Source organism: Mesorhizobium sp. A623 (genome assembly GCF_054489405.1).
The window spans coordinates 211,160-231,221 of the sequence record NZ_JBTMXB010000002.1; the positions used below are offsets into that span (position 1 = coordinate 211,160).

General features: G+C 61.3%; 21 protein-coding genes. 12 read left to right on the plus strand and 9 right to left on the minus strand.

Annotated elements, in window-relative coordinates:
* Positions 1-90: 90 nt before the first annotated feature.
* The 3 genes from ACX3P1_RS03250 to ACX3P1_RS03260 are packed head-to-tail and all read left to right on the plus strand — an operon-like array spanning position 91 to position 2,608.
* Positions 91-720, plus strand: a complete 630-nt coding sequence (locus tag ACX3P1_RS03250) for a DUF1285 domain-containing protein (RefSeq protein WP_459078253.1) — start codon at positions 91-93, stop codon at positions 718-720.
* Positions 720-1,352 (plus strand): CoA pyrophosphatase, encoded by a 633-nt coding sequence (locus ACX3P1_RS03255; RefSeq protein WP_459078099.1) that lies wholly within the window; start codon positions 720-722, stop codon positions 1,350-1,352. Before ACX3P1_RS03250 ends, ACX3P1_RS03255 begins: the two co-directional genes overlap by 1 nt.
* Positions 1,349-2,608, plus strand: a complete 1,260-nt coding sequence (locus ACX3P1_RS03260; RefSeq protein WP_459078100.1) for a CCA tRNA nucleotidyltransferase — start codon at positions 1,349-1,351, stop codon at positions 2,606-2,608. The genes ACX3P1_RS03255 and ACX3P1_RS03260 overlap by 4 nt, the downstream gene beginning before the upstream one ends.
* A 103-nt stretch (positions 2,609-2,711) precedes the next feature.
* Here ACX3P1_RS03260 and ACX3P1_RS03265 read toward each other — a convergent pair whose 3' ends face one another.
* The 3 genes from ACX3P1_RS03265 to hemF all read right to left on the minus strand — a co-directional run bounded on the left by ACX3P1_RS03265 (position 2,712) and on the right by hemF (position 5,588).
* Positions 2,712-2,897: a DUF1059 domain-containing protein gene (locus tag ACX3P1_RS03265; RefSeq protein WP_459078101.1), complete on the minus strand. Its 186-nt coding sequence runs from the start codon at positions 2,895-2,897 to the stop codon at positions 2,712-2,714.
* Positions 2,898-2,999: 102 nt separating this feature from the next.
* Entirely contained in the window at positions 3,000-4,499 is a 1,500-nt protein-coding gene (locus tag ACX3P1_RS03270; protein ID WP_459078102.1) for a TadE/TadG family type IV pilus assembly protein, read from the minus strand.
* 174 nt (positions 4,500-4,673) lie between these two features.
* Positions 4,674-5,588, minus strand: a complete 915-nt coding sequence (gene hemF, locus ACX3P1_RS03275) for an oxygen-dependent coproporphyrinogen oxidase (RefSeq protein ID WP_459078103.1) — start codon at positions 5,586-5,588, stop codon at positions 4,674-4,676.
* A gap of 114 nt (positions 5,589-5,702) precedes the next feature.
* Here hemF and ACX3P1_RS03280 point away from each other — a divergent pair, with 114 nt between their 5' ends.
* Positions 5,703-5,960 carry a hypothetical protein gene (locus tag ACX3P1_RS03280; RefSeq protein WP_459078104.1) on the plus strand — a complete coding sequence of 86 codons (258 nt, stop codon included), beginning with the start codon at positions 5,703-5,705 and terminating at the stop codon, positions 5,958-5,960.
* Here the strand turns inward: ACX3P1_RS03280 and ACX3P1_RS03285 are convergent.
* A complete protein-coding gene (locus ACX3P1_RS03285) occupies positions 5,935-6,411 on the minus strand; it encodes a tRNA (cytidine(34)-2'-O)-methyltransferase (protein ID WP_459078105.1) in 477 nt (158 codons plus the stop codon). The genes ACX3P1_RS03280 and ACX3P1_RS03285 overlap by 26 nt on opposite strands.
* 427 nt (positions 6,412-6,838) lie before the next feature.
* Here ACX3P1_RS03285 and ACX3P1_RS03290 point away from each other — a divergent pair, with 427 nt between their 5' ends.
* Both ACX3P1_RS03290 and ACX3P1_RS03295 read left to right on the plus strand, forming a co-directional pair.
* Positions 6,839-7,120 carry a hypothetical protein gene (locus ACX3P1_RS03290; RefSeq protein ID WP_459078106.1) on the plus strand — a complete coding sequence of 94 codons (282 nt, stop codon included), beginning with the start codon at positions 6,839-6,841 and terminating at the stop codon, positions 7,118-7,120.
* A gap of 182 nt (positions 7,121-7,302) precedes the next feature.
* Positions 7,303-9,189 (plus strand): ABC transporter ATP-binding protein, encoded by a 1,887-nt coding sequence (locus ACX3P1_RS03295; protein WP_459078107.1) that lies wholly within the window; start codon positions 7,303-7,305, stop codon positions 9,187-9,189.
* A 4-nt stretch (positions 9,190-9,193) separates the two neighbouring features.
* Here ACX3P1_RS03295 and ACX3P1_RS03300 read toward each other — a convergent pair whose 3' ends face one another.
* Together ACX3P1_RS03300 and ACX3P1_RS03305 are read right to left on the minus strand one after the other, a co-directional pair.
* Positions 9,194-9,538 (minus strand): BrnA antitoxin family protein, encoded by a 345-nt coding sequence (locus ACX3P1_RS03300; RefSeq protein ID WP_459078108.1) that lies wholly within the window; start codon positions 9,536-9,538, stop codon positions 9,194-9,196.
* Positions 9,522-9,791, minus strand: coding sequence for a BrnT family toxin (locus ACX3P1_RS03305; RefSeq protein WP_459078109.1), 270 nt, complete (start codon positions 9,789-9,791; stop codon positions 9,522-9,524). The genes ACX3P1_RS03300 and ACX3P1_RS03305 overlap by 17 nt, the downstream gene beginning before the upstream one ends.
* Before the next feature lie 112 nt (positions 9,792-9,903).
* Between ACX3P1_RS03305 and ACX3P1_RS03310 the strand changes: the two genes are divergently transcribed.
* The 5 genes from ACX3P1_RS03310 (at position 9,904) to ACX3P1_RS03330 (ending at position 15,574) form a co-directional block, all read left to right on the plus strand.
* The gene (locus ACX3P1_RS03310) at positions 9,904-11,784 is read left to right on the plus strand and encodes an ABC transporter ATP-binding protein (RefSeq protein ID WP_459078110.1); all 1,881 of its coding nucleotides are present in this window, start codon (positions 9,904-9,906) and stop codon (positions 11,782-11,784) included.
* A gap of 262 nt (positions 11,785-12,046) precedes the next feature.
* On the plus strand, positions 12,047-12,610 hold the full coding sequence (gene petA / locus ACX3P1_RS03315; protein ID WP_459078111.1) for a ubiquinol-cytochrome c reductase iron-sulfur subunit: 564 nt from the start codon (positions 12,047-12,049) through the stop codon (positions 12,608-12,610).
* A gap of 16 nt (positions 12,611-12,626) precedes the next feature.
* On the plus strand, positions 12,627-13,928 hold the full coding sequence (locus ACX3P1_RS03320) for a cytochrome b (RefSeq protein ID WP_459078112.1): 1,302 nt from the start codon (positions 12,627-12,629) through the stop codon (positions 13,926-13,928).
* A gap of 29 nt (positions 13,929-13,957) precedes the next feature.
* Positions 13,958-14,830 (plus strand): cytochrome c1, encoded by an 873-nt coding sequence (locus ACX3P1_RS03325; RefSeq protein WP_459078113.1) that lies wholly within the window; start codon positions 13,958-13,960, stop codon positions 14,828-14,830.
* A gap of 198 nt (positions 14,831-15,028) precedes the next feature.
* The gene (locus ACX3P1_RS03330) at positions 15,029-15,574 is read left to right on the plus strand and encodes an adenine phosphoribosyltransferase (protein ID WP_459078114.1); all 546 of its coding nucleotides are present in this window, start codon (positions 15,029-15,031) and stop codon (positions 15,572-15,574) included.
* Between the two features lie 20 nt (positions 15,575-15,594).
* Here ACX3P1_RS03330 and ACX3P1_RS03335 read toward each other — a convergent pair whose 3' ends face one another.
* The 3 genes from ACX3P1_RS03335 to ACX3P1_RS03345 form a co-directional block, all read right to left on the minus strand.
* A complete protein-coding gene (locus ACX3P1_RS03335) occupies positions 15,595-16,227 on the minus strand; it encodes a LysE family translocator (RefSeq protein ID WP_459078115.1) in 633 nt (210 codons plus the stop codon).
* Between the two features lie 152 nt (positions 16,228-16,379).
* Positions 16,380-16,850 (minus strand): MaoC family dehydratase, encoded by a 471-nt coding sequence (locus ACX3P1_RS03340; protein ID WP_459078116.1) that lies wholly within the window; start codon positions 16,848-16,850, stop codon positions 16,380-16,382.
* A complete protein-coding gene (locus ACX3P1_RS03345) occupies positions 16,847-17,311 on the minus strand; it encodes a MaoC family dehydratase (RefSeq protein WP_459078117.1) in 465 nt (154 codons plus the stop codon). The genes ACX3P1_RS03340 and ACX3P1_RS03345 overlap by 4 nt, the downstream gene beginning before the upstream one ends.
* 516 nt (positions 17,312-17,827) lie before the next feature.
* On the opposite strand from ACX3P1_RS03345, the gene ACX3P1_RS03350 reads away from it, so the two are divergent.
* Positions 17,828-19,891: a putative bifunctional diguanylate cyclase/phosphodiesterase gene (locus tag ACX3P1_RS03350; RefSeq protein WP_459078118.1), complete on the plus strand. Its 2,064-nt coding sequence runs from the start codon at positions 17,828-17,830 to the stop codon at positions 19,889-19,891.
* Positions 19,892-20,062: the final 171 nt, after the last annotated feature.

Genomic DNA, 20,062 nt, shown 5'->3' on the forward strand with positions numbered 1-20,062 from the left:
AGCCGCGATTCGGGCTCGCGTTGCGCCTCGGCTGAACTTAAATCACTAAGTCAGGCTGACAAGCGCAACAACAGTGACTATTTCGTGACGATGATCGATAGCTTTCCCGATAGCCAGAGAACTCTTGCCGATGCCGCCGATGCGCGCGGCCTCGAGGCGCTGATTTCGCGCGCCGCCCGCGCCGGCAAGGGCTTGCCGCCGGTAGAGCGCTGGAATCCGGAGTTCTGCGGCGATATCGACATGGAAATAAGGCAGGACGGCACCTGGTTCTACATGGGCACGCCGATCGGCCGCATGCCGCTGGTACAGCTTTTTTCCACCGTGTTGCGCAAGGACGAGGACGGCAAGACCTATCTGGTGACGCCGGTGGAGCGGGTCGGCATCCGCGTTGTCGATGCGCCTTTCGTCGCCGTCGAGGTCGATGTTTGCGGCACGGGCGAGGATCAGGCGATCACCTTTCGCACCAATGTCGGCGACGTGGTCGAGGTCGGGCCGGACAATCCGCTGCGCTTTGTCGACGAGGCGGATACGGGCGGGCTGAAGCCTTACGTGCTGGTACGGGGGCGGCTGGAGGCGCTGGTGGCGCGGCCGGTGATGTACGAACTCGTCGGCCATGGCGAGGAGATCATGGTGGAGGGCACGCTGGTATTTGCCGTGCGCTCGCGCGGGCAGATTTTTCCAATCATGCTGGCGGAAAGCCTGAAACGGCTGAGCACCTGATGGATATTTGTGCAGCCTTGCCGTTCTCAGCCGCCGATTTTCGCCTGCGCGTAGCAAGCCAGCCTGCGGCAAAGGCCGGCGACGACTATGGCGATCATCGCTTCAATCCGGGTCATCCGCGTATCACGTCAAACAGGACGCTGCGCGATGCTGCAGTGCTGATCCCGGTAATCGACCATGGTGCGCAAGCTACCGTGCTTTTGACCAAGCGCGCCGAGAAGCTGCGCAACCATTCGGGGCAGGTGGCCTTTCCCGGCGGCACCATCGACGCGACCGATCCGACGCCGGAATTCACAGCGCTGCGCGAGACGATGGAAGAAATCGGCCTGGCCAAAAACTTCATCGAGGTAATCGGGCGCATGCCGGATTACGTTGCCGGCAGCGGTTATCGCATCGTTCCGGTGCTCGGCGTCGTGCAGCCGGGCTTTACGCTGACGCTGAACCCGGATGAGGTCGACGCCGCCTTCGAAGTGCCGCTGTCCTTCCTGATGGACCCGGCAAACCACCGGCGCGACAGCCGTATGTGGAACGACCTCGAATGGTTTTTCTACGAGATGCCCTATGGCGGCCAGCGCGTGTGGGGGGTGACGGCGGGCATTATCCGCACGCTTTACGAAAGGCTTTATGCGTGAGTGTCAGCATTGCCGACAAGGCCGACTGGCTGGTCGAAAAACATCTGCAGCGCCTGCTTACCGTGCTGAGCGCAGAGGGCGAGGAAGCGCGCATTGCTGGCGGCGCGGTGCGTAACGCGCTGATTGGCCAGTCTGTCGCCGATGTCGATATCGCCACCACGACCTTGCCGCTGGAGACCGTGCGCCGCGTCGAGGCAGCAGGGTTCAAGGCCGTGCCGACCGGCATCGATCATGGCACCGTGACCGTCATTGCCGGCGGCAGGCCGTTCGAGGTGACGACGCTGCGCGCCGACATCGAAACCGATGGGCGGCACGCAAAGGTGTCGTTCGGGCGCGACTGGAAGGCGGATGCCGAGCGGCGCGACTTTACCATCAATGCGCTCTATGCCGAGGCCGATGGCGCGGTGATCGACCTGGTCGGCGGGCTTGAGGACATCAAGGCGCGGCGGCTGCGTTTCATCGGCGATCCCGAACAGCGCATCCGCGAAGACTATCTCCGCATCCTGCGCTTTTTCCGCTTCTTTGCCTGGTGTGGCGAAGGCCGTCCCGATGCCGAGGGCTTGAAAGCCTGCGCGCGTCTCAAGGACGGCCTGGATCGGCTTTCGGCCGAGCGCGTCTGGGCGGAATTGAAGAAGCTGCTTGGCGCACCAGATCCGGCCCGAGCGCTGCTGTGGATGCGCCAGTCCGGCGTTTTGACTCAGGCGCTGCCCGAAAGCGAGAAATGGGGCATCGACGCGATCCACGCGCTGGTCAATGCAGAGCGTGATCTAGATTGGAAAGCCGATCCACTCGCGCGGCTGGAAGCCATCGTGCCGCCGGACGCCGCGCGCATGAAAACGCTGGCCGAGCGGCTGAAATTTTCCACCCGCGAAGCCAACCGCCTGAAAGACTGGAGCCTGACCGCCGCCGTCGAGCCGAAGACGACAGAGGCGCAACTGGCAAGAACGCTTTATCGCGGCGTGCAACAGGGGGTCATCGACCGGCTACAACTGGCGCTGGCATCCGCGCGTGCGCGAGCCGTCGAAGACGACAAGGCAATGATTGAAGCCGGCGGCTTTTCGCGGCTGCTGGCCTATGCCCAAAAATGGGAAAAGCCAGTTTTCCCGATCAAGGGCGCCGACCTTGCAGCCCTTGGCGCCGCGCAGGGGCCGGAACTTGGCGCAACGCTGACCGCGCTGGAAAACGACTGGATCGAGTCGGCCTTTACGCTCGACCGCGGCGCGCTGCTCGACCGCGCCGCCAAGGCATTGGGCTAGAGCATCGGACCGAAAAGTGGCTACCGGCTTTCGGATTATTCCGATGCTCAATCAAAGTCCTAGAGCGTCCTTTGTACGTCCAATTGGACGCACGGCGCTCTAGTCAGGCCGCGTCGCGAACCTTGTCTATGCGCGAGCGGATTGCTTCCACCATCGTTTCGCGGATGGTCGTCTCGCCATGCGTTTCACGCATATGCTGGACGGCCCGGCGCATGACCTCGGCCTCTTCCTCGGCGCGCGTATGCCATTCGCAGCCGGGGACAAGCGAGCCGCAGTGAAATTCTTTCATCGGGATTCCTCCTTTCCTCGTTGCCGTTGAACTGTAACCATAACACAGAATAGGGCGAACCGGTTGCAAAAGGCAGCGAATTCCAATGCCTTTACCAACAGCCTACCGTGCCAGCCGGACCTGGGTCAGCGACCGCGCGATCTTTTCGAAGGAAGCGAGCAATTTTGCGGAATCGGAGGCGTCGAAATAGTGTTCGGCGTCGGTGGCGCAGCCTTGCAGCATCGTCTTTGCCGGTCCGTCATCGACCATGAAAGCGATGGAAAAGATCTCGATAGCTTTTGATTTTGCATAGGTGCACAGCGTCGTGGTGTCGGCGTTGGCAGCTAAGCGTTGATTGGCATTGGCGCTGTTGGTATCGCCGAGCAACGCTCCGCCGTTCAGATAATCCATATTCAGGGTTCCGGTCAGGTTGACGCGTCGCGTGTTCAACCCGTCCGTCATCAGGACGATCACCTTTCGCGGCTTGGCATTGGCCGAGTCGTAGGCCAACCCTTCGCTGTACGGTTCAGAACTGGAAAGAACGTTGACACCCCACATTACGCCGCCGGGAATGTAGGTCTGTGGTGTGTAGCCGGAGCGTGAGGTGACCATGCCTGTGATCCCGTCCTGTATGGTTTTCTCATTATCTGTCAGCGGGATGATTTCGGTCAGGCATTTCTGTTTGGTGTCGACGTAGCCGGGATAGAGGATACTCGGCGAGAGATCATCCAGCAGCAACTTCTTGTTGACGACGCGCGATCCCACGCAGCCAAACCATTTGTAGCTCGTCGTGCTGGTGTTGGTCGTCGTTTTGGGATCGACCCAGAACTGTTCACCGACATTTTCGTATTTGTATTTCGAGCAGGCGCGGGACCAGGTTTCGGTCACCCAGACGCCATCCTTTTCCACCTGCCTGCTGCCTGCTTCTCGCCATTCGAGGCAAATGTCCGTCTTCTTCGTCTTCTGGTCCCAGTAGCCTTCATGGTTCGTAGTTGTCGTCACGGTCTTGGTGTAATCCGCCGGCACAGATAGCCATGAGGCATTACGGTTCTTCAGGCCGACGTTGATCTGTTCGGCATATGGCACCAGCGCGATGCGTACATCGGCGCTGTCGCTCTTGTGTAACTGGGTAACCAGCCCCGCTGCCGCCTTCTTCAGGGTCTGGATCTTGTTTTCGTAGTTCATGGATTCGGTATTATCCAGCACCAGCGCGACTTCCACGCTGCCCGTCACCGCGCGCACGGCCAGCGCCGATGCCTGGACATCCAGCCTGTGGATATTGGCCAGTCCCATGAAATAGGTTGGAATATTGCCGCCGAGACCAAGGTCGACCTTGTCGTCCTTGATATCGAGCGAAGCGACAGTGACGTTCTCGATCCGGTTCCTGGATGTGTTGCCGACGACCATCTCGCCGGCCAGCACCCGCAATTTGGTGTCGTCGCGTTCCGGCGAAGCGGCGACTGCAAGTGAGGCGGCGTCGGCCAGATCCTGCAGATGCTGCTTGGCCGCGACATAGCGGACATAGTCGACGGAGAAGCCGATCGCCAGCAACAGCGGCAGGGTCATGACCGCCAACAGCATCACGTAGTTGCCGGAGCGATCCACCAGAAAGCGTTTCAGCATTCAATACCCCCATCGCACGAAACGTCACATGCATCGGGGCGACCCAAATAGGAAACGGGTTGCGAATTGGTAAGCGTGCGGCCGGCATCCGCCAAGAATGGCGGGAGGGTTCGCGAGTGGTAAAAAGTGTGTGAATAAAGTGCCTTATGCGCCGTCGGCTGCACAGGCACTCCATTATGGCCATTTCACCTGCGGCGGCATTGATGACAGGATCGAGCTGACGTTGCCGCCCGTCTTCAGGCCGAAGATGGTGCCGCGGTCGTAGAGCAGGTTGAATTCGACGTAGCGCCCGCGCCGGATCAACTGTTCCTCGCGGTCGCCGTCTGTCCAGTTCTCGTTGAAATTGCCGCGCACCAGATGCGGATAGACGACGAGGAAGGAACGGCCGACTTCCTGGACGAAGTTGAAATCGGCGTTCCAGCCGCCGTTTTCCGCCGGCGAATGCAGCCAGTCGAAGAAGATGCCGCCGGTGCCGCGCGGCTCGCTGCGGTGCGGCAGGTAAAAATACTCGTCGCACCAGGCTTTGTATTTGTCGTAGTCGGCAACTGCCGCGTTGCGCTCGCAGGCACACCGCATCACTTTGTGGAAGGCTTGCGTGTCCAGATCGTCCTGATGGCGTCGCCGGTCGAGCACCGGGGTCAGGTCGGCGCCGCCGCCGAACCACTGGCGCGATGTCACCACCATGCGCGTGTTCATGTGCACGGCCGGCACGTTCGGATTCCAGGGGTGCGCGATCAGCGAGATGCCGCTCGCCCAGAAGCGCGGGTCTTCCTCGGCGCCGGGCATCTGCTTGCGGAACTCGGGCGAGAATTCGCCGTGGACGGTCGAGGTGTGGACGCCGACTTTCTCGAAGACGCGGCCATGCATCATCGACATGGTGCCGCCGCCGCCCTTGCCTTCGTCGCGCAGCCACGGCGTCTTTTCGAAGCGGCCCGGAACCCATGAGGCATGCGGACCGGCCAGGTCGTCTTCGATCTGCTCGAAACTGGCGCAGATGCGGTCACGCAATTCCTCGAACCAGGCTTTCGCCGTTTGCTTCTTTGCTTCGATGTCGGCTGGCAGTCCTGCCGGTATTTCAGGGCGTTCCAAATCGCGGTCTCCGGTGGCGGGCTTTTGGCGGGCGGGTGAATCGCCGGACAAATGACTCGTCTTTTATGGGCGCGATCCCTAATCTGTTAAGGTCGAGGGTCAAGGAGTTCTTTCATGCGCACCCCCGCACGGCCGCCGCTGGACGGGCTGAAGAAGCAACTGGATCGCAGCCGCGCCGAGAACGCGGGCAAGCCGCGCGACGGGTTTTTGCGCGAGACTTTCGTCTTGTCGCGGGCCGATGCCCGACTCAAGGCGCAGGAGTGGTTCGCGCGTTTTCCCAAGCAGGCCTACTGGACCGAGATCGAAAGCTGGTTCGAGCGGCCGGGCGACGTCATCGAGTTCACGATCAGGCGTCTGCCGGCTGCGGATTGATCTGGTGGAGAGCCTCGCCGGCCACCATTGCCACGGACAAGGCGACGTTGATGCTGCGCGGGCCGGCAACCATCGGAATGGTAAGGCTGGCGTCGGCCGCGTCGTGGACATGGTCCGGCACGCCCGCCGATTCTCGACCGAAAAGCAGAATGTCGCCGGGTTCGAAGGAAAAGCTGGTGTAGGCAAGCGTGGCTTTGGTCGATAGCAGCACCAGGCGCCGGCCCACGCGGCCGCGCCATTGTTCGAAGGCGCTCCAGTCCACATGGCGGGTGAGTGCTGCCATTTCGAGATAGTCCATGCCGGCGCGCTTCAGGTTTCGGTCCGACAGGTCGAAGCCTGCCGGTTCGATGATGTCGACTCCAAGGCCCATGCAGGCGGTAAAGCGCAGAATCGTGCCCGTGTTGCCGGCGATGTCGGGCTGGTAGAGCGCGATGCGAGGACGAGCGTTCATTGGGCTGCCTTCCGAATGTGACATATCGGCCACAACTAGATGCCGCTGGCCGCGTTTCATCCGGCTTGCATCTGGCCTTTTTGCGCGAATGCGTCTATAGGGCTGGCATTGTCAACTCGAACCGAAGGAGGGGAAATGATGATTGTTATCAATACCAATCCACCCCTCGCGTGGCTGATGCGCACGCCGGCGGTTCAGGGTCGGCGCTTCTTCTGAAATTTCAAGCATTGTCGCACTTGTCCCGCCGAAACCCGGTTCCGGTTTTCGAAGGATTTTTGCGATGTTTTTCCCACGGCCCACACGGCTGACGCTCCAGCCCGAATCACCGACGCCCGATTTCGGCCTGCCTGCCGGTCGAATGCCGGGAGGCCGAGCCGATTCGCAATTTATTCACGAGCCAAAACGATTTCATATGGAAGACGGACCGATGTTCGATCCCTTTAAGACACGCAATTTCGGTTGCACACAGCCTGCTAATGCCCCGTTCTGGGCGCTTTTGATAGGCGAGACCCATGCCTCGGCGGTACATGCACAACCGCGTCGGCGGCCGCATCCCGGCATCCTGCCTGACGTCAATTTTTCGCGCATGATCCCGCAAACCGAGCAGGCTGAACAGACTGCCCGGTCGGCCCCCACTCTCGCTCCCGAACAGGGCGGTCGGCCGGACGATTCCGACATGCCCCGCTCCATGTGCCCGCTTGCCGCTTAGAGTCCGTTTGGAAACTCTACCCAGCCGGTCATCTGGCGCAACTTTCTGCGCTTCCGGTGCTCACGTACAGTAGTACGCTCCGCTCCGGTTCTCGAAAGTCACGCCATATGCCTCGGCTGGGCGAGTTATCAAACAGACTCTTACGGCGACGCCGAACCACCCCGATGGATGAGTAGCAGACGATGTTTGACTGGTTTGAAAAAAGGCTCGATCCGTTTCCGCACCAGGAACCGGTCGAGCCGCCCAAGACGCTGATCGCTTTTTGCGTGCATTATACGCGCGGCGCGTGGCCCTATATCGCGATCACCGGCTTGCTGATCACGGCAATCGCTCTGGCGGAAGTCTGGATGTTCGGCTTTCTCGGCCACATCGTCGACTGGCTGTCGGCGCAAAACCGCGAGACCTTCCTGCAGACCGAAGGCTGGAAGCTGGCCGCCATGGCTTTCGTGGTCGTGGTGCTGCTGCCGGCCATGGCGCTGCTTCAATCGCTGGTGCACGACCAGACCCTGATGGGCAATTATCCGATGCGCATCCGCTGGGACGTGCACCGCTATCTGCTCAGGCAGTCGATGACCTTCTACCAGGACGAATTTGCCGGCCGCATCGCCACAAAACTGATGCAGACGGCGCTGGCCGTGCGCGAATGCGTTATCAAGGTGATCGACGTCCTGAACTATGTCGTGGTCTATTTTCTCGGCATGCTTTTCATCGTCGGTTCGTCCGACTGGCGGCTGGCAATGCCGCTGCTGGGGTGGCTCGTCGCTTATGCCGTGCTGCTGCGCTATTTTATCCCGCGGCTAGGCAAGGTCGCGGCCGAGCAGGCCGATGCACGCTCGACGATGACGGGCCGTGTGGTCGACAGCTACGCCAATATCCAGACCGTAAAACTGTTTTCGCATGCACAGCGCGAGGCTTCCTATGCGCGAGAAAGCATGGCGATCTTCATGGAAACGGTCTATCGGTCGATGCGGCTCGTCACCAGCCTGTACGGTGCGCTTTACCTTATCAACTCGTTGCTTTTGTTCACCGTTTCGGCGCTGTCGATCTGGCTGTGGTTGGGCGACAGGGTGTCGATCGGTGCCGTCGCCGTGGTGATCGGCCTGGTGCTGCGGCTGTGGGGCATGTCGCAATGGATCATGTGGGAAATATCGGCGCTGTTCGAAAACATCGGCACGGTACAGGACGGCATCGGCTCGATCTCGCTGCCGCGCCTGGTCGAGGATAGGCCGGGCTCGAACGACATCGCCGTCGATCGCGGCGAAATCAGCTTTGACGGAATTGGCTTCCACTACGGTAAGGGCAAGGGCATCATCGACAATCTGTCGTTGACGGTGAAGCCCGGCGAGAAGGTGGGCATCGTCGGCCGCTCCGGCGCCGGCAAGTCGACGCTGGTCAATCTGTTGCTGCGTTTCTACGATCTGGAGACAGGCCGCATCCTCATCGACGGGCAGGACATTGCGTCGGTGAAGCAGGATTCGCTGCGGGCTCAGATCGGCATGGTTACGCAGGACACCTCGCTGCTGCATCGCTCGGTGAGCGATAACATCCTCTATGGCCGCCCGGACGCCGGCGAGGCGCTGATGATCGAAGCAGCCCAACATGCCGCAGCGACGGATTTCATCGGCGGGCTGTCGGATGCCAAGGGCCGCAAGGGGTTCGACGCCCATGTCGGCGAGCGCGGCGTCAAATTGTCTGGCGGTCAGCGGCAACGTATCGCCATCGCCCGCGTCATGCTGAAGGACGCGCCGATCCTTATTCTGGACGAGGCGACCTCCGCGCTCGATTCAGAGGTGGAAGCGGCGATCCAGGAGAACCTCTACAAACTCATGCAGGGCAAGACCGTCATCGCCATCGCGCACCGGCTTTCGACCATCGCGGCGATGGACCGGCTGGTGGTAATGGACAAGGGCGCCATCATCGAAGAAGGAACCCACGAGGAACTCGTCGCCAAGGGCGGGCTTTATGCCCAGTTGTGGCAGCGCCAGTCCGGTGGTTTCCTGCCGGATGACGACAGGCGCGACCCGGCGGCCGGGCAGGCACTGGATTTGGAAAAGCAGCCGGCGGAGTAGGACGCTACTTCAATCCGGCAGCCTTGCGCAGGGCGGCGTTCATGCGGGTTTGCCAGCCGCGACCGCCTGTTGCGAATGCTTCGATCACGTCGCGGTCGAGCCGAAGATGGACGGAGCGCTTGGTGTGCTCCGACCTCGGCCGCCCGACGCGTCGTGCCTTGGCCAGATCCAGCGGCGGATTATCCGGGTCGCTGAGCGCTGCTGCTGTAAGGGCCGCATCTTCTTCGTCCGTCAGACTTTCCAGATACTTCTTGGCAATGGCACGGGCTTGCTCGCGACTCCGCGCTGGCGGCGTTGGAGCTTCTGTTCGGATAACGCTTGATCGGCTAATTCTAGCAGGATTCGACATAGCCTCTCGCCTCTGTTTTGTTCGCCCGACGCAGGGAAATGACGCGCACGATATCTTCGGCTTCCGTATAGACGAGCACGTAAATATCACCGTGGATAACGCCGATGGCCTTCAACCGCTCCTCGCCATAGTCGAAATCGTCATCGATGATGACAATGGCGTTATCGAATTCAAACAAGAGCACAAGCTCGAAGCCGACCCCATGTCTGGTCTTGTTCGACCTTGCCTTGTTCTCGTCCCACTCGAACTGCATAGCGCGCCCACGCCGGAGTTATTGTATACACGATATTGCCTGAGATGACAAATATTTTTGTGGCCACAATAAATGGTAGTGCAGGCTGCTTCGCAGATCGGGGGGCGGCGGCATGATGCAGGCAATCTATCGCTGGTTCGAGAATCGGGTCTATCCGTTCCGGGAGCCTGCGAATCTCAGGCCGCCTTCCAGCGTCCTGGGCTTCATCTGGCACTATGTCGGCCAGGCGAAATACGCTTTCTTCGCCATGCTGGTCATCGGCGGCATCGCGCCGCTGGTGGAGGCTGGCCTGTTCTATTTCGTAGGGCGGCTGGTCGATATCCTCGACCAGCTTCCGGCCGAACGGAGTTGGCAGGCGCTGTGGAATGCCGCCGGCTGGGAACTCGTGTTCATGGCCATGGTGGTGCTGGTGGTGCGCACCGTGGTCGTCGGGCTTTCAGCGCTTCTGGACGAACAGACCATCACGCCCGGCTTCTATAACCTGGTACGCTGGCAGGCGCACCGGCATATCTCGCGCCAGTCCTATTCCTTCTTCCAGAACGATTTCGCCGGCCGTATCGCCACAAAAGTCTGGCAGGCGGGGCAGGCGACCGGCGACCTGATGGAAAGCTTCATCGAGGTCGTCTGGTTCATGATCGTCTATACGGTCACGACGCTGGCGCTGGTTGCCGGGCTCGACTGGCGGCTGGCGGCGCTGGTGGTGGTATGGATCTCCGTGTTCGGCTGGCTGGCGCGCCGCATCCTGCCGCAAGTGCGCAAGAACGCGGAGGCGACCGCCGAGGCCGGCTCGATGATTACTGGCCGCATCGTCGATTCCTATTCCAACGTTCAGACGCTGAAGCTGTTTTCGGCCGATGGCGACGACCGCTATATCCGCAACGGTTTCGACATCTATCTGGGTGCGTTGCGCCCGTTCACCCGCCGGCTGACCGACATACGCATCGCCTTGACGCTTTTGTCGGGAACCATGATCACCGTCATTGCCGCCTTTGCCATCTATCTGTGGGTGGAGGGTTCCATCACCGTCGGCGGCGTCGCATTTACGCTGGCGCTGGTGCTGCGCCTCAACATGCTGTTGGCGCGGCTGATGATGCAGATGAACGGCATCTTGCGGAACCTCGGCGTACTGGAGAATTCAAAGGCGCTGATCTCGCAGCCGCTCGGCCTGGTCGACGCGCCGGATGCCAAGGAACTGGTCGTCACCGGCGGACGCATCGACGTGAAAGACCTCGAATTCCACTACGGCAAGGGTTCTGGGGTGCTGAATGGCATCGATCTGGTCGTGCGGCCGGGCGAAAAGGTCGGGCTGGTCGGGCCATCGGGCGCCGGCAAGACCACCATCGTCAACCTGTTGCTGCGGCTCTACGACCTCGAAAGCGGATCGATCGCTATTGATGGCCAGGATGTGTCGAAGGTGACTCAAAACTCGCTACGCGCCAATATCGGCGTGGTCAGCCAGGATACCGCACTTTTCCATCGTTCCTTGCGCGACAACATCAAGCTCGGCATGGAGGACGCCACCGATGAAGAGGTGACTGCGGCGGCGAAGAAGGCGGAAGCGCACGACTTCATCCTCGGGCTTCGCGACAACAGGGACCGCATCGGCTACGGGGCCTTCGTCGGCGAGCGCGGGGTGAAATTGTCGGGCGGCCAGCGCCAGCGCATCGCCATTGCGCGCGTCTTCCTCAAGGATGCGCCGATCCTGGTGCTGGACGAGGCGACCTCGGCGCTCGATTCGGACATCGAGGCGGCAATCCAGGACAATCTCACCCGGCTGATGCAGGGCAAGACGGTCATCGCCATCGCCCACCGGCTCTCGACCATCGCGGCGCTCGACCGGCTGGTGGTGCTGGACGGCGGCCGCATCGTCGAGCAGGGCACGCATGACGAACTGGTCGCGCTCAATGGGCTTTATGCGCGGCTGTGGAAGCGCCAGTCGGGCGGTTTCCTGTTTCACGAGGAAAGCGCGCTGGAGGAAACCCGGCCGGCTTGAGGCATTTTTAACCTTCCACAGGCTGGTTTTACCCGGTTTTGGGCCGGATAGCGCCCGTATCGGGCTTCTGCGGATTTACTCCCCGCGACAATCTGCCCTTGGGCCTTCACCCGACTGGACAAAAAGAGCCGTCACGCATAAACCGAACTGCAAATGCCGGAGGAATCCGCGAGCCCGTTTGCCGTGCGCTGCCGGGCTTGTGCGATGGAGCGGGGACAAGGCTCTACTCACCGGCACGGAAGAGGCAAAAGGATCAGGCAACGTGAGCGCTACCGAGATCGAAGATCCCAATCGTCGTGATTTTCTTTATGTCGCCACCGGCATGGCCGCTGTGGTGGGTGCGGGCGCTTTCGCCTGGCCGTTCATCGACCAGATGCAGCCCGACGCTTCGACGCTGGCGTTGTCCACGGTCGAAGTCGATGTCGCGTCGCTGACGCCCGGCATGTCGCTTACCGTCAAATGGCGCGGCAAGCCTGTCTTCGTACGCAATCGTACGCCCGAGGAGATCAAGTCGGCGCAGGACGTCAAGCTTGAGGAACTCAAGGACCCGCTGGCCCGCAACGCCAATCTGCCGGCCGACGCCAAGGCCACGGACGTGGATCGCTCCGCCGGCAAGGACAAGGAAAACTGGCTGGTCATGGTTGGCGTGTGCACCCATCTGGGCTGCATCCCGCTTGGCCAGGAAGGCGAGTTCGGCGGCTGGTTCTGCCCTTGCCACGGCTCGGTCTACGACACGTCGGGCCGCATCCGCCACGGGCCGGCGCCGGAAAACATGGCAATACCGGAATTCAAGTTCATTTCCGATACCAAAATACTTATTGGCTGAGGCAGGGGATATTTTCATGAGCGAGGGACACTCGACCTATACGCCGAAGTCAGGTCTGGGACGCTGGTTCGACGCCCGCCTGCCTTTGCCGCGCTTGGTCTATGATTCGTTCGTTGCCTATCCGGTGCCGCGCAATCTCAACTATTTCTGGGCGTTCGGCGGCATTCTTTCCATCATGCTGGTGGCGCAGATCCTGACCGGCATCGTGCTGGCCATGCATTACGTCTCAGACACGTCGCTGGCGTTCGATTCCGTCGAGAAGATCACGCGCGACGTCAATGGCGGCTGGATGCTTCGCTATCTGCACGCCAACGGCGCGTCGTTCTTCTTCGTCGCCGTCTATATTCACATCTTCCGTGGCCTGTACTACGGCTCCTACAAGGCGCCGCGCGAGCTTCTGTGGATCCTCGGCTGCATCATCTATCTCCTGATGATGGCGACCGGTTTCATGGGCTATGTGCTGCCATGGGGCCAGATGAGCTTCTGGGGTGCCACCGTCATCACCGGTTTTTTTACCGCCATCCCATTGGTTGGCGACTGGATCCAGCAATTGCTGCTGGGTGGCTTCGCCGTCGACAATCCGACGCTCAATCGCTTCTTTGCGCTGCACTATCTGTTGCCGTTCATGATTGCCGGCGTGGTGGTGCTGCACATCTGGGCGCTGCATGTTGTCGGGCAGAACAACCCGACCGGCATCGACGTCAAGTCGAAGACCGATACCGTCGCCTTCACCCCCTATGCGACCATCAAGGATGGCATGGCCATGGTGGTGTTCGCGCTGGTGATGGCCTATTTCGTCTTCTACATCCCGAACTATCTCGGCCATCCGGACAACTACATCATCGCCAACCCGCTGAAGACGCCGGCGCATATCGTTCCTGAGTGGTACTTCCTGCCGTTCTATGCGATCCTGCGCGCCATCACCTTCAACATCGGGCCGATCAATTCCAAGCTCGGCGGCGTGCTCGCCATGTTCGGCGCCATCGTCATGCTGTTCCTGGTGCCGTGGCTCGACACTTCCAAGGTGCGCTCGGCGGTTTACCGGCCCTGGTACAAGCTGTTCTTCTGGCTGTTCGTGGCCGATGCCATTTTCCTTGGCTGGCTCGGCTCGCAGCCTGCCGAAGGCAGCTTCGTGTTCATGGCGCAGATGGCGACGCTGTTCTACTTCGCCTTCTTCCTGATCGTGATGCCGGTGCTCGGCCTGATCGAGACGCCGCGCCGCCTGCCCAACTCCATCACCGAGGCCGTGCTGGAGAAGAACAAGGGCGGCAGCGGTCATCCAGCGGGTGCGGCAGCCGCACCTGAAACCAAAGGCTGAGCGACAAGAGAATCGATGAGGGGTTTGGTATGAAGAAGATTCTCACGTCGCTGGCGGCATTCGGCCTGATGCTTGCGGGCGCAGCCGCGGTCAGCACCGCCGCCGTGGCCGCGGAAGAGGCGCATAGCGCAGCCGCGCCGACGCATTTCCCGATCCATGAGCCGAAGGAGTTCGACTGGAGCTTCTCCGGCCCGTTCGGCACCTACGACAAGGCGCAGTTGCAGCGCGGCCTGCAGGTCTACAAGGAAGTCTGCTCCGCCTGTCACTCGATGGACCTGGTGGCGTTCCGCACGCTGGCGGACCTCGGTTATTCCGAGGCGCAGGTAAAGGCGTTCGCGGCCGAATACACGATCCATGACGGCCCCAACGACGATGGCGACATGTTCGATCGCCCCGGCAAGCCGTCCGACTATTTCCCGGCGCCGTTCCCGAACGAGGAAGCAGCCGCCGCGTCCAATGGCGGTGCGGCTCCGCCCGACATGTCGCTGCTTGCCAAGGCGCGCGGCGTCGAACGCGGCTTCCCGCAGTTCGTCTTCGATATTTTCACGCAGTATGCGGCGGGCGGGCCCGACTATATCCATTCGTTGATGACCGGCTATGAAGAGCAGCCACCGGCCGGCATGGTCATTCCCGAGGGCACCCACTACAACCCGTACTTCGCATCGGGCATTTCCCTGAAGATGCCGAATCCTCTTTCGGACGGCCAGGTCACCTTCAGCGACGGGTCGCCCGAGACGGTGGAGCAATATTCGGAAGACGTGGCAGCTTTCCTGATGTGGGCAGCCGAGCCGCACATGGAGGACCGCAAGAAGACCGGCTTCCGCGTCATTGTCTTCCTGCTGCTCTTCGGTGGCCTGATGTACCTGACCAAGCGCAAGGTGTGGACCAGCGTGGCGCACTGAACTGGCTCACGTATAAATGTTCAAGGGCGCCGGCGGGCGCCCTTTTCTTTTGCGCAGCAAATCGTCAAGATTAAAATACGTTGCGATATTTCGGATTCGGATGTCGCGCTTTCGGTCTCTCTCCCACGCATGTCCTTATCCCGAAACCGGTTCCCTCTTTCGGGCGGCATGCTCCAGCCGGCAACGGAATCTTGCCTCATGAAACCATCCCTCGAAGACACGCTGCTCGCCTCGATCCGGACCATTCCGGATTACCCGAAGCCGGGTGTCCTGTTTCGCGACATCACCACGTTGCTCGGCAATGCGCAGGCCTTCCGGCGCGCCATCGACGAACTGGTGCATCCCTTTGCCGGGCAGAAGGTGGACAAGATCGCCGGTATCGAGGCGCGCGGGTTCATTCTGGGGGGCGCGGTTGCGCACCAGCTTTCCGCCGGCTTCGTGCCGATCCGCAAAAAGGGCAAGCTGCCGCACGAGACAGTGCGTGTCGCCTACAGCCTGGAATACGGGCTGGACGAGATGGAGATGCACAAGGACGGCGTCGCGCCCGGCGAGAAGGTCATTCTCATCGACGACCTGATCGCCACCGGCGGGACGGCCGAAGCCGCCGTCAAACTGCTCAGGCAGATCGGCGCCGACATCATCGCCTCCTGTTTCGTCATCGACCTGCCTGACCTTGGCGGCCGTCGAAAACTGGAAGCCTTGGGCGTGCCGGTGCGCACGCTGATCGGTTTCGAAGGGCACTGACGAATGCTGCCCGGCAGCGCTCAGAAGCGCTGGAAGGCTTCATAGAGCGTGAATATCGCAACCGCGATCAGCAGCGCTCCCGCGCCGCGCCCGACCCAAATCGTCGCGGTCGGATTGCCGGCCAAGGCTTCCCGGCCGGTGCCTGCCGCCAGAGCCAGCCCACCATAGACCGCCATCTGGACGGTGACGGTCATGGCACCCATGATGACAGCCTGCAGCCATAACGGGCCGTATTCCGGCTTCATGAACTGCGGAAAGACGGCGAGTATGAACAGCCATGCCTTCGGGTTAAGGACGCAGGTCAGCAGGCCCTGAGCCGCGATGCTGCCCAGAGGCTTGCGCGCCGCCGGGCCTATCGCATGGACCTCGATGGTCGACCGCGCAAGCGTGAAGCCGATCCACGCCATATAGAGCGAGCCCACGATCATCATCACGGTCGAGATCGACGGCACCAGGCTGGACAGGCCCACCACGAAAATCGTGCCGAATATCGTGTGGCACAGACCTCCCAGCGCAATGCCGGCCGTTGCGGCCACGCCTGCCTGTCGCCCGCCGGTCAGCGCATTGGCCATCACGAAGAACATGTCCATTCCCGGCACGGCGATGATGCCGACCAGCAGGAGGAGATAAAGCCAGAGCGCGGTAGGGTCCATTGCCGTTCCTGTGAGTGGTGTGTCGTGAGGAATGCACACCACGGATGGCGCACGCCACCCGATAACAGATGCCTGCTGACATCGTGGCGTCAGGGGATGTGGCTTTGGCCGCTATTGCTGCCGGCAAGCGCGGAGGCCGGGAACGGTCGCGCCTACCGCGCCTTGACCAGCACCGCGCTCTCGAATTCGATCACCTTGTCGCCGGTGGAATCGAAGGCTTCGGCGCGGATGGTCAAGAGCCGCCAGCCGGGACGCGAGGCGAGGGCACGGTGGGCAAGCCCGGTGCGGGTAAAGGTCACGGTTTCGCCCGCATAGACCGGCTTTAGCCATTTCAGGTTCCTGAAGCCGGGCGAGGGGCCGAATTCGGGCCTTGCGCCGGGTCCCGCCCAACGCCCGCCGTCGGTGGCGGCAGGCGTTGCCAGGTTGTGCCGCATCCAGGTTGCGGCGGTGTGCCAGCCGGAAGCGCACAGGCCGCCGAGAACGGTTCCCTTGGCGGCTTCCTCGTCGAGGTGGAATATGTGCGGGTCGTATTTCCTGGCGAATGCCTTGATCTCGTCTGGCTCGAATTTATGCGAGCCAAGCGTCGTGGTGACGCCGATGCCGAAGAAGTCGTCGAGGCTCATGACAAGGCCGCCTCTCGCGTCAGAAACATGCCGGCGTTTTCAAGTTCGAAAACACAATCGCCGCGTTGGTTGAAGAGTTCCGCGCGCATGTTGACGAAGCCGAGTTGCGGTTTCGACCGGGACAGCCGCTTGCCCAGAACCGTGCAGCGGCCGCTAAGCATGTCGCCGGCAAGAACCGGCCTTTTCCACTTCACCTGATCGATACCGGGCGACCCCTGCGAAGTCGAATCAACGAGAATGCCGTCATACATCAGGCGCATGAACATGGCGCAGGTATGCCAGCCGGATGCCGAAAGACCGCCGAGGAGGCTGTTTCGGCCCGCTTCCTCGTCCAGATGCATCGGCTGGGGATCGAACTCCGAGGCGAATGCGACGATTTCGGCCGCCGTGACCTGCTTGCTGCCGAGATCGATCGAGGCGCCCTCGATGAAATCTTCATAGGCCCATCTCTTGGCCGCCATGGTCGATTTTCCCGTTCAAACTTGTACGGTTTACCATGGACCGGGCAGCGGAACCGCGCAACCCGGATGTGCCGGCGCTACCGCTTGCGGCGGCGGCGGCGGTTCCGCACTCCGTTGCCATTCCGGATTATCCCCGGCGTCGTCGAGGGTCGATCGTGCGGCGCACCGAATCGAAAAGATTAGTGTTGTTTCGACGTCATTTGGCGATGAAATGCGACGAGATCAGGTGTTGAACTTTATTCATATCGTTTCCAGCACTTTCAACCATTCGCCGTCGCTTGCATAAGTAGCGGTATTCGCTTGGCTATTCGTCGCAAGCGTCTACCCCTCATCCTATCCGTGCTGACCATTTTCCGGGCGCCAGCACTATGGTTTCCCGTTCCGGGTTTTTCCTTGGTCGAACCACAATAGGCGGGAAGCAGAACCCAGCAACCCGAGGTGTTTCAATCGGGTTAGGAGTTCGTTTCATATTTCGGAGTTACCGTACATTCGGGGTTTGTACTGAAAGGGCGGGATTTGTTCAAAGTCGTTTCATGTCTTGCTTACGAGCATGACTATTCGTTCGTCGTGGTCGCCGCGATCGTATGCGTCGCCAGCGCGGTCATGACCATCCGGCTTTTCGACCGCGCCCGGCGGTTGTCCAACGAGGCGCGCCTGTCGTGGATCATGCTGTCGGCCATGGCCTGCGGCGCGGCGATCTGGACGACGCATTTCGTGGCGATGCTGGGGTACCGGCTGCCGATGGATCACGCCTTCGATCCGGTTCTGACATTCGCATCGCTGTTGTTTGCCATCGCCTTCAGCGCCGGGGGCCTTTTCCTGGCCACCAGCGCAACCAAGGGCGTGCCGGGAGAATGCGGTGGCGTCGTCATCGGACTTGGCGTCGTCGCCATGCATTTTACCGGGATGGCGGGACTGGAAGTGGCGGGCCGCATCCAGTGGGACTGGACGCTGGTGACCGTATCGGTGGTGTTTGCGGTCTGCTTTGGAATGGCGACCACCCATATTCTCGCCAGGCACAGCTTCAGGTTCAGCCGGCCACTGGCGATGGGCCTGCTCGTGCTCGCTATCTGCACCATGCATTTTACGGCCATGGGCGCTGCAACGCTGGTGCCCGACCCTTCTGTTTTCGTTGAAGCCCGCACGATATCCAGTGAGTTCCTCGCCGTGCTCGTGCTTGCCGCAATGGCGATCATTGCCGGCCTCGCGCTCTACATCATAGATTCGCGTTCGCAGCGCGAACTCCTCGACGGTTTCCGGCACGCGGCGCTGCACGATGCGCTGACCGGGCTGCCCAACCGCGCCTTTCTGTCGGCCCACCTGCCCGGTATTCTGGAGCAGGACCACGCGAGCGGCATGCAGACCGCCGTGCTAGTCCTCGACCTGGATCGCTTCAAGGAAATCAACGACGTCCATGGGCACCATACCGGCGATTTCCTGTTGCAGGATTTTGCCCAGCGTTTCACGCGGCTTCTGGTCAAGGGCGAAATGATCGCCCGCGTCGGTGGCGACGAGTTCATCGCCGTCAAGCGGCAGGTCCGGGCGAAGGCGGAGGTGGACCAGTTTGCGCGGCGCCTCGCCGCCTGTGTGCTTGAGCCCCTGTTCCACAACGCCAGCACCTTGACCGTCGGTGCCAGCATCGGCGTCAGCCTGTCTCCGGGCGATTGTCGCGATGCGGAAGAACTGATAGGCGCTGCCGACCTTGCCATGTACCGGGCCAAGCGCGCGCTCGGCGACAAGGTACGCTACTACGAGCCGTCGATGGACGAAGGCCGGCGCGAGCGCAGCGCCCTTGCCATGGAGCTGCGCCACGCGATCGAGCGCGACGAACTGGAACTTTATTACCAACCCCAACTCGACGTTCAGTCGGGCCTGGTGAGCGGCTACGAAGCGCTGCTTCGCTGGCACCATCGCAAGCGCGGCATCATCTCGCCCGCCGAATTCATTCCTATCGCCGAAGAAACCGGCTTGATCATTCCGATCGGAGAATGGGTGCTGAAGACCGCTTGCGCGGAAGTGGCGGGCTGGGCGAAACCTTACAGGATCGCCGTCAATATCGCATCGGCGCAGCTTACCCAGGCCAATCTGCCTAAAATCGTGCATGAGACGCTGCTGGCGACCGGATTGCACGCTTCAAGGCTGGAACTCGAAATCACAGAGGCCAGCATCATAGAGGATCGCGAGCGGACGCTACATGTCATCCATCAGCTCAAGGCGCTTGGCGTGACCATCGCCATGGACGACTACGGAACGGGATATTCGTCCCTGTCGACCTTGCAGGTGTTTCCCTTCGACAAGGTCAAGATCGACCGCTCGTTCATCGACGGACTGATCAGTGACCCGACTGCGACGGCCATCGTCAAGGCGACCATTCTGCTTGCATCCAGCCTCAAGATGGCGGTGCTGGCGGAAGGGGTCGAACGCCAGGAACAGGCCGATTTCCTGCTGGCCGAAGGCTGTACCGAAGTTCAGGGCTTTCTCTTTGGGCGACCGCTGCCCCTGCCGGCGATTGCCGGACTGGTGGGACGCAGCGAGGGCAAAGAATTCGCACCGCAATCGGCGGCCATCCGTGCCGCCTAATCGGGGCGGAGCGCTCACGCTTACGCCATATCGGGAACATCGCCCGACGTAGGCAGCGTTGTTGGCGGGCCGTACTCGCCGATATCCGGGTTGGCTTCACGGCTCCGGGCGATCATGCCGGCATGTTTGTCAGCCTAAGCGGATAACGGGCGCGCTCATTGCGGGCCCCTT

What these genes read in the sequence shown, in the direction of transcription:
- ACX3P1_RS03250 (WP_459078253.1), top strand. Translation starts at nt 91, where the DNA reads ATGATCGATAGCTTTCCCGATAGCCAGAGAACTCTTGCCGATGCCGCC.
- ACX3P1_RS03255 (WP_459078099.1), top strand. Translation starts at nt 720, where the DNA reads ATGGATATTTGTGCAGCCTTGCCGTTCTCAGCCGCCGATTTTCGCCTG.
- ACX3P1_RS03265 (WP_459078101.1), bottom strand. Translation starts at nt 2,897, where the DNA reads ATGAAAGAATTTCACTGCGGCTCGCTTGTCCCCGGCTGCGAATGGCAT.
- ACX3P1_RS03270 (WP_459078102.1), bottom strand. Translation starts at nt 4,499, where the DNA reads ATGCTGAAACGCTTTCTGGTGGATCGCTCCGGCAACTACGTGATGCTG.
- ACX3P1_RS03280 (WP_459078104.1), top strand. Translation starts at nt 5,703, where the DNA reads ATGCGCACCCCCGCACGGCCGCCGCTGGACGGGCTGAAGAAGCAACTG.
- ACX3P1_RS03285 (WP_459078105.1), bottom strand. Translation starts at nt 6,411, where the DNA reads ATGAACGCTCGTCCTCGCATCGCGCTCTACCAGCCCGACATCGCCGGC.
- ACX3P1_RS03290 (WP_459078106.1), top strand. Translation starts at nt 6,839, where the DNA reads ATGTTCGATCCCTTTAAGACACGCAATTTCGGTTGCACACAGCCTGCT.
- ACX3P1_RS03295 (WP_459078107.1), top strand. Translation starts at nt 7,303, where the DNA reads ATGTTTGACTGGTTTGAAAAAAGGCTCGATCCGTTTCCGCACCAGGAA.
- ACX3P1_RS03300 (WP_459078108.1), bottom strand. Translation starts at nt 9,538, where the DNA reads ATGTCGAATCCTGCTAGAATTAGCCGATCAAGCGTTATCCGAACAGAA.
- ACX3P1_RS03305 (WP_459078109.1), bottom strand. Translation starts at nt 9,791, where the DNA reads ATGCAGTTCGAGTGGGACGAGAACAAGGCAAGGTCGAACAAGACCAGA.
- ACX3P1_RS03310 (WP_459078110.1), top strand. Translation starts at nt 9,904, where the DNA reads ATGATGCAGGCAATCTATCGCTGGTTCGAGAATCGGGTCTATCCGTTC.
- ACX3P1_RS03320 (WP_459078112.1), top strand. Translation starts at nt 12,627, where the DNA reads ATGAGCGAGGGACACTCGACCTATACGCCGAAGTCAGGTCTGGGACGC.
- ACX3P1_RS03325 (WP_459078113.1), top strand. Translation starts at nt 13,958, where the DNA reads ATGAAGAAGATTCTCACGTCGCTGGCGGCATTCGGCCTGATGCTTGCG.
- ACX3P1_RS03330 (WP_459078114.1), top strand. Translation starts at nt 15,029, where the DNA reads ATGAAACCATCCCTCGAAGACACGCTGCTCGCCTCGATCCGGACCATT.
- ACX3P1_RS03335 (WP_459078115.1), bottom strand. Translation starts at nt 16,227, where the DNA reads ATGGACCCTACCGCGCTCTGGCTTTATCTCCTCCTGCTGGTCGGCATC.
- ACX3P1_RS03340 (WP_459078116.1), bottom strand. Translation starts at nt 16,850, where the DNA reads ATGAGCCTCGACGACTTCTTCGGCATCGGCGTCACCACGACGCTTGGC.
- ACX3P1_RS03345 (WP_459078117.1), bottom strand. Translation starts at nt 17,311, where the DNA reads ATGGCGGCCAAGAGATGGGCCTATGAAGATTTCATCGAGGGCGCCTCG.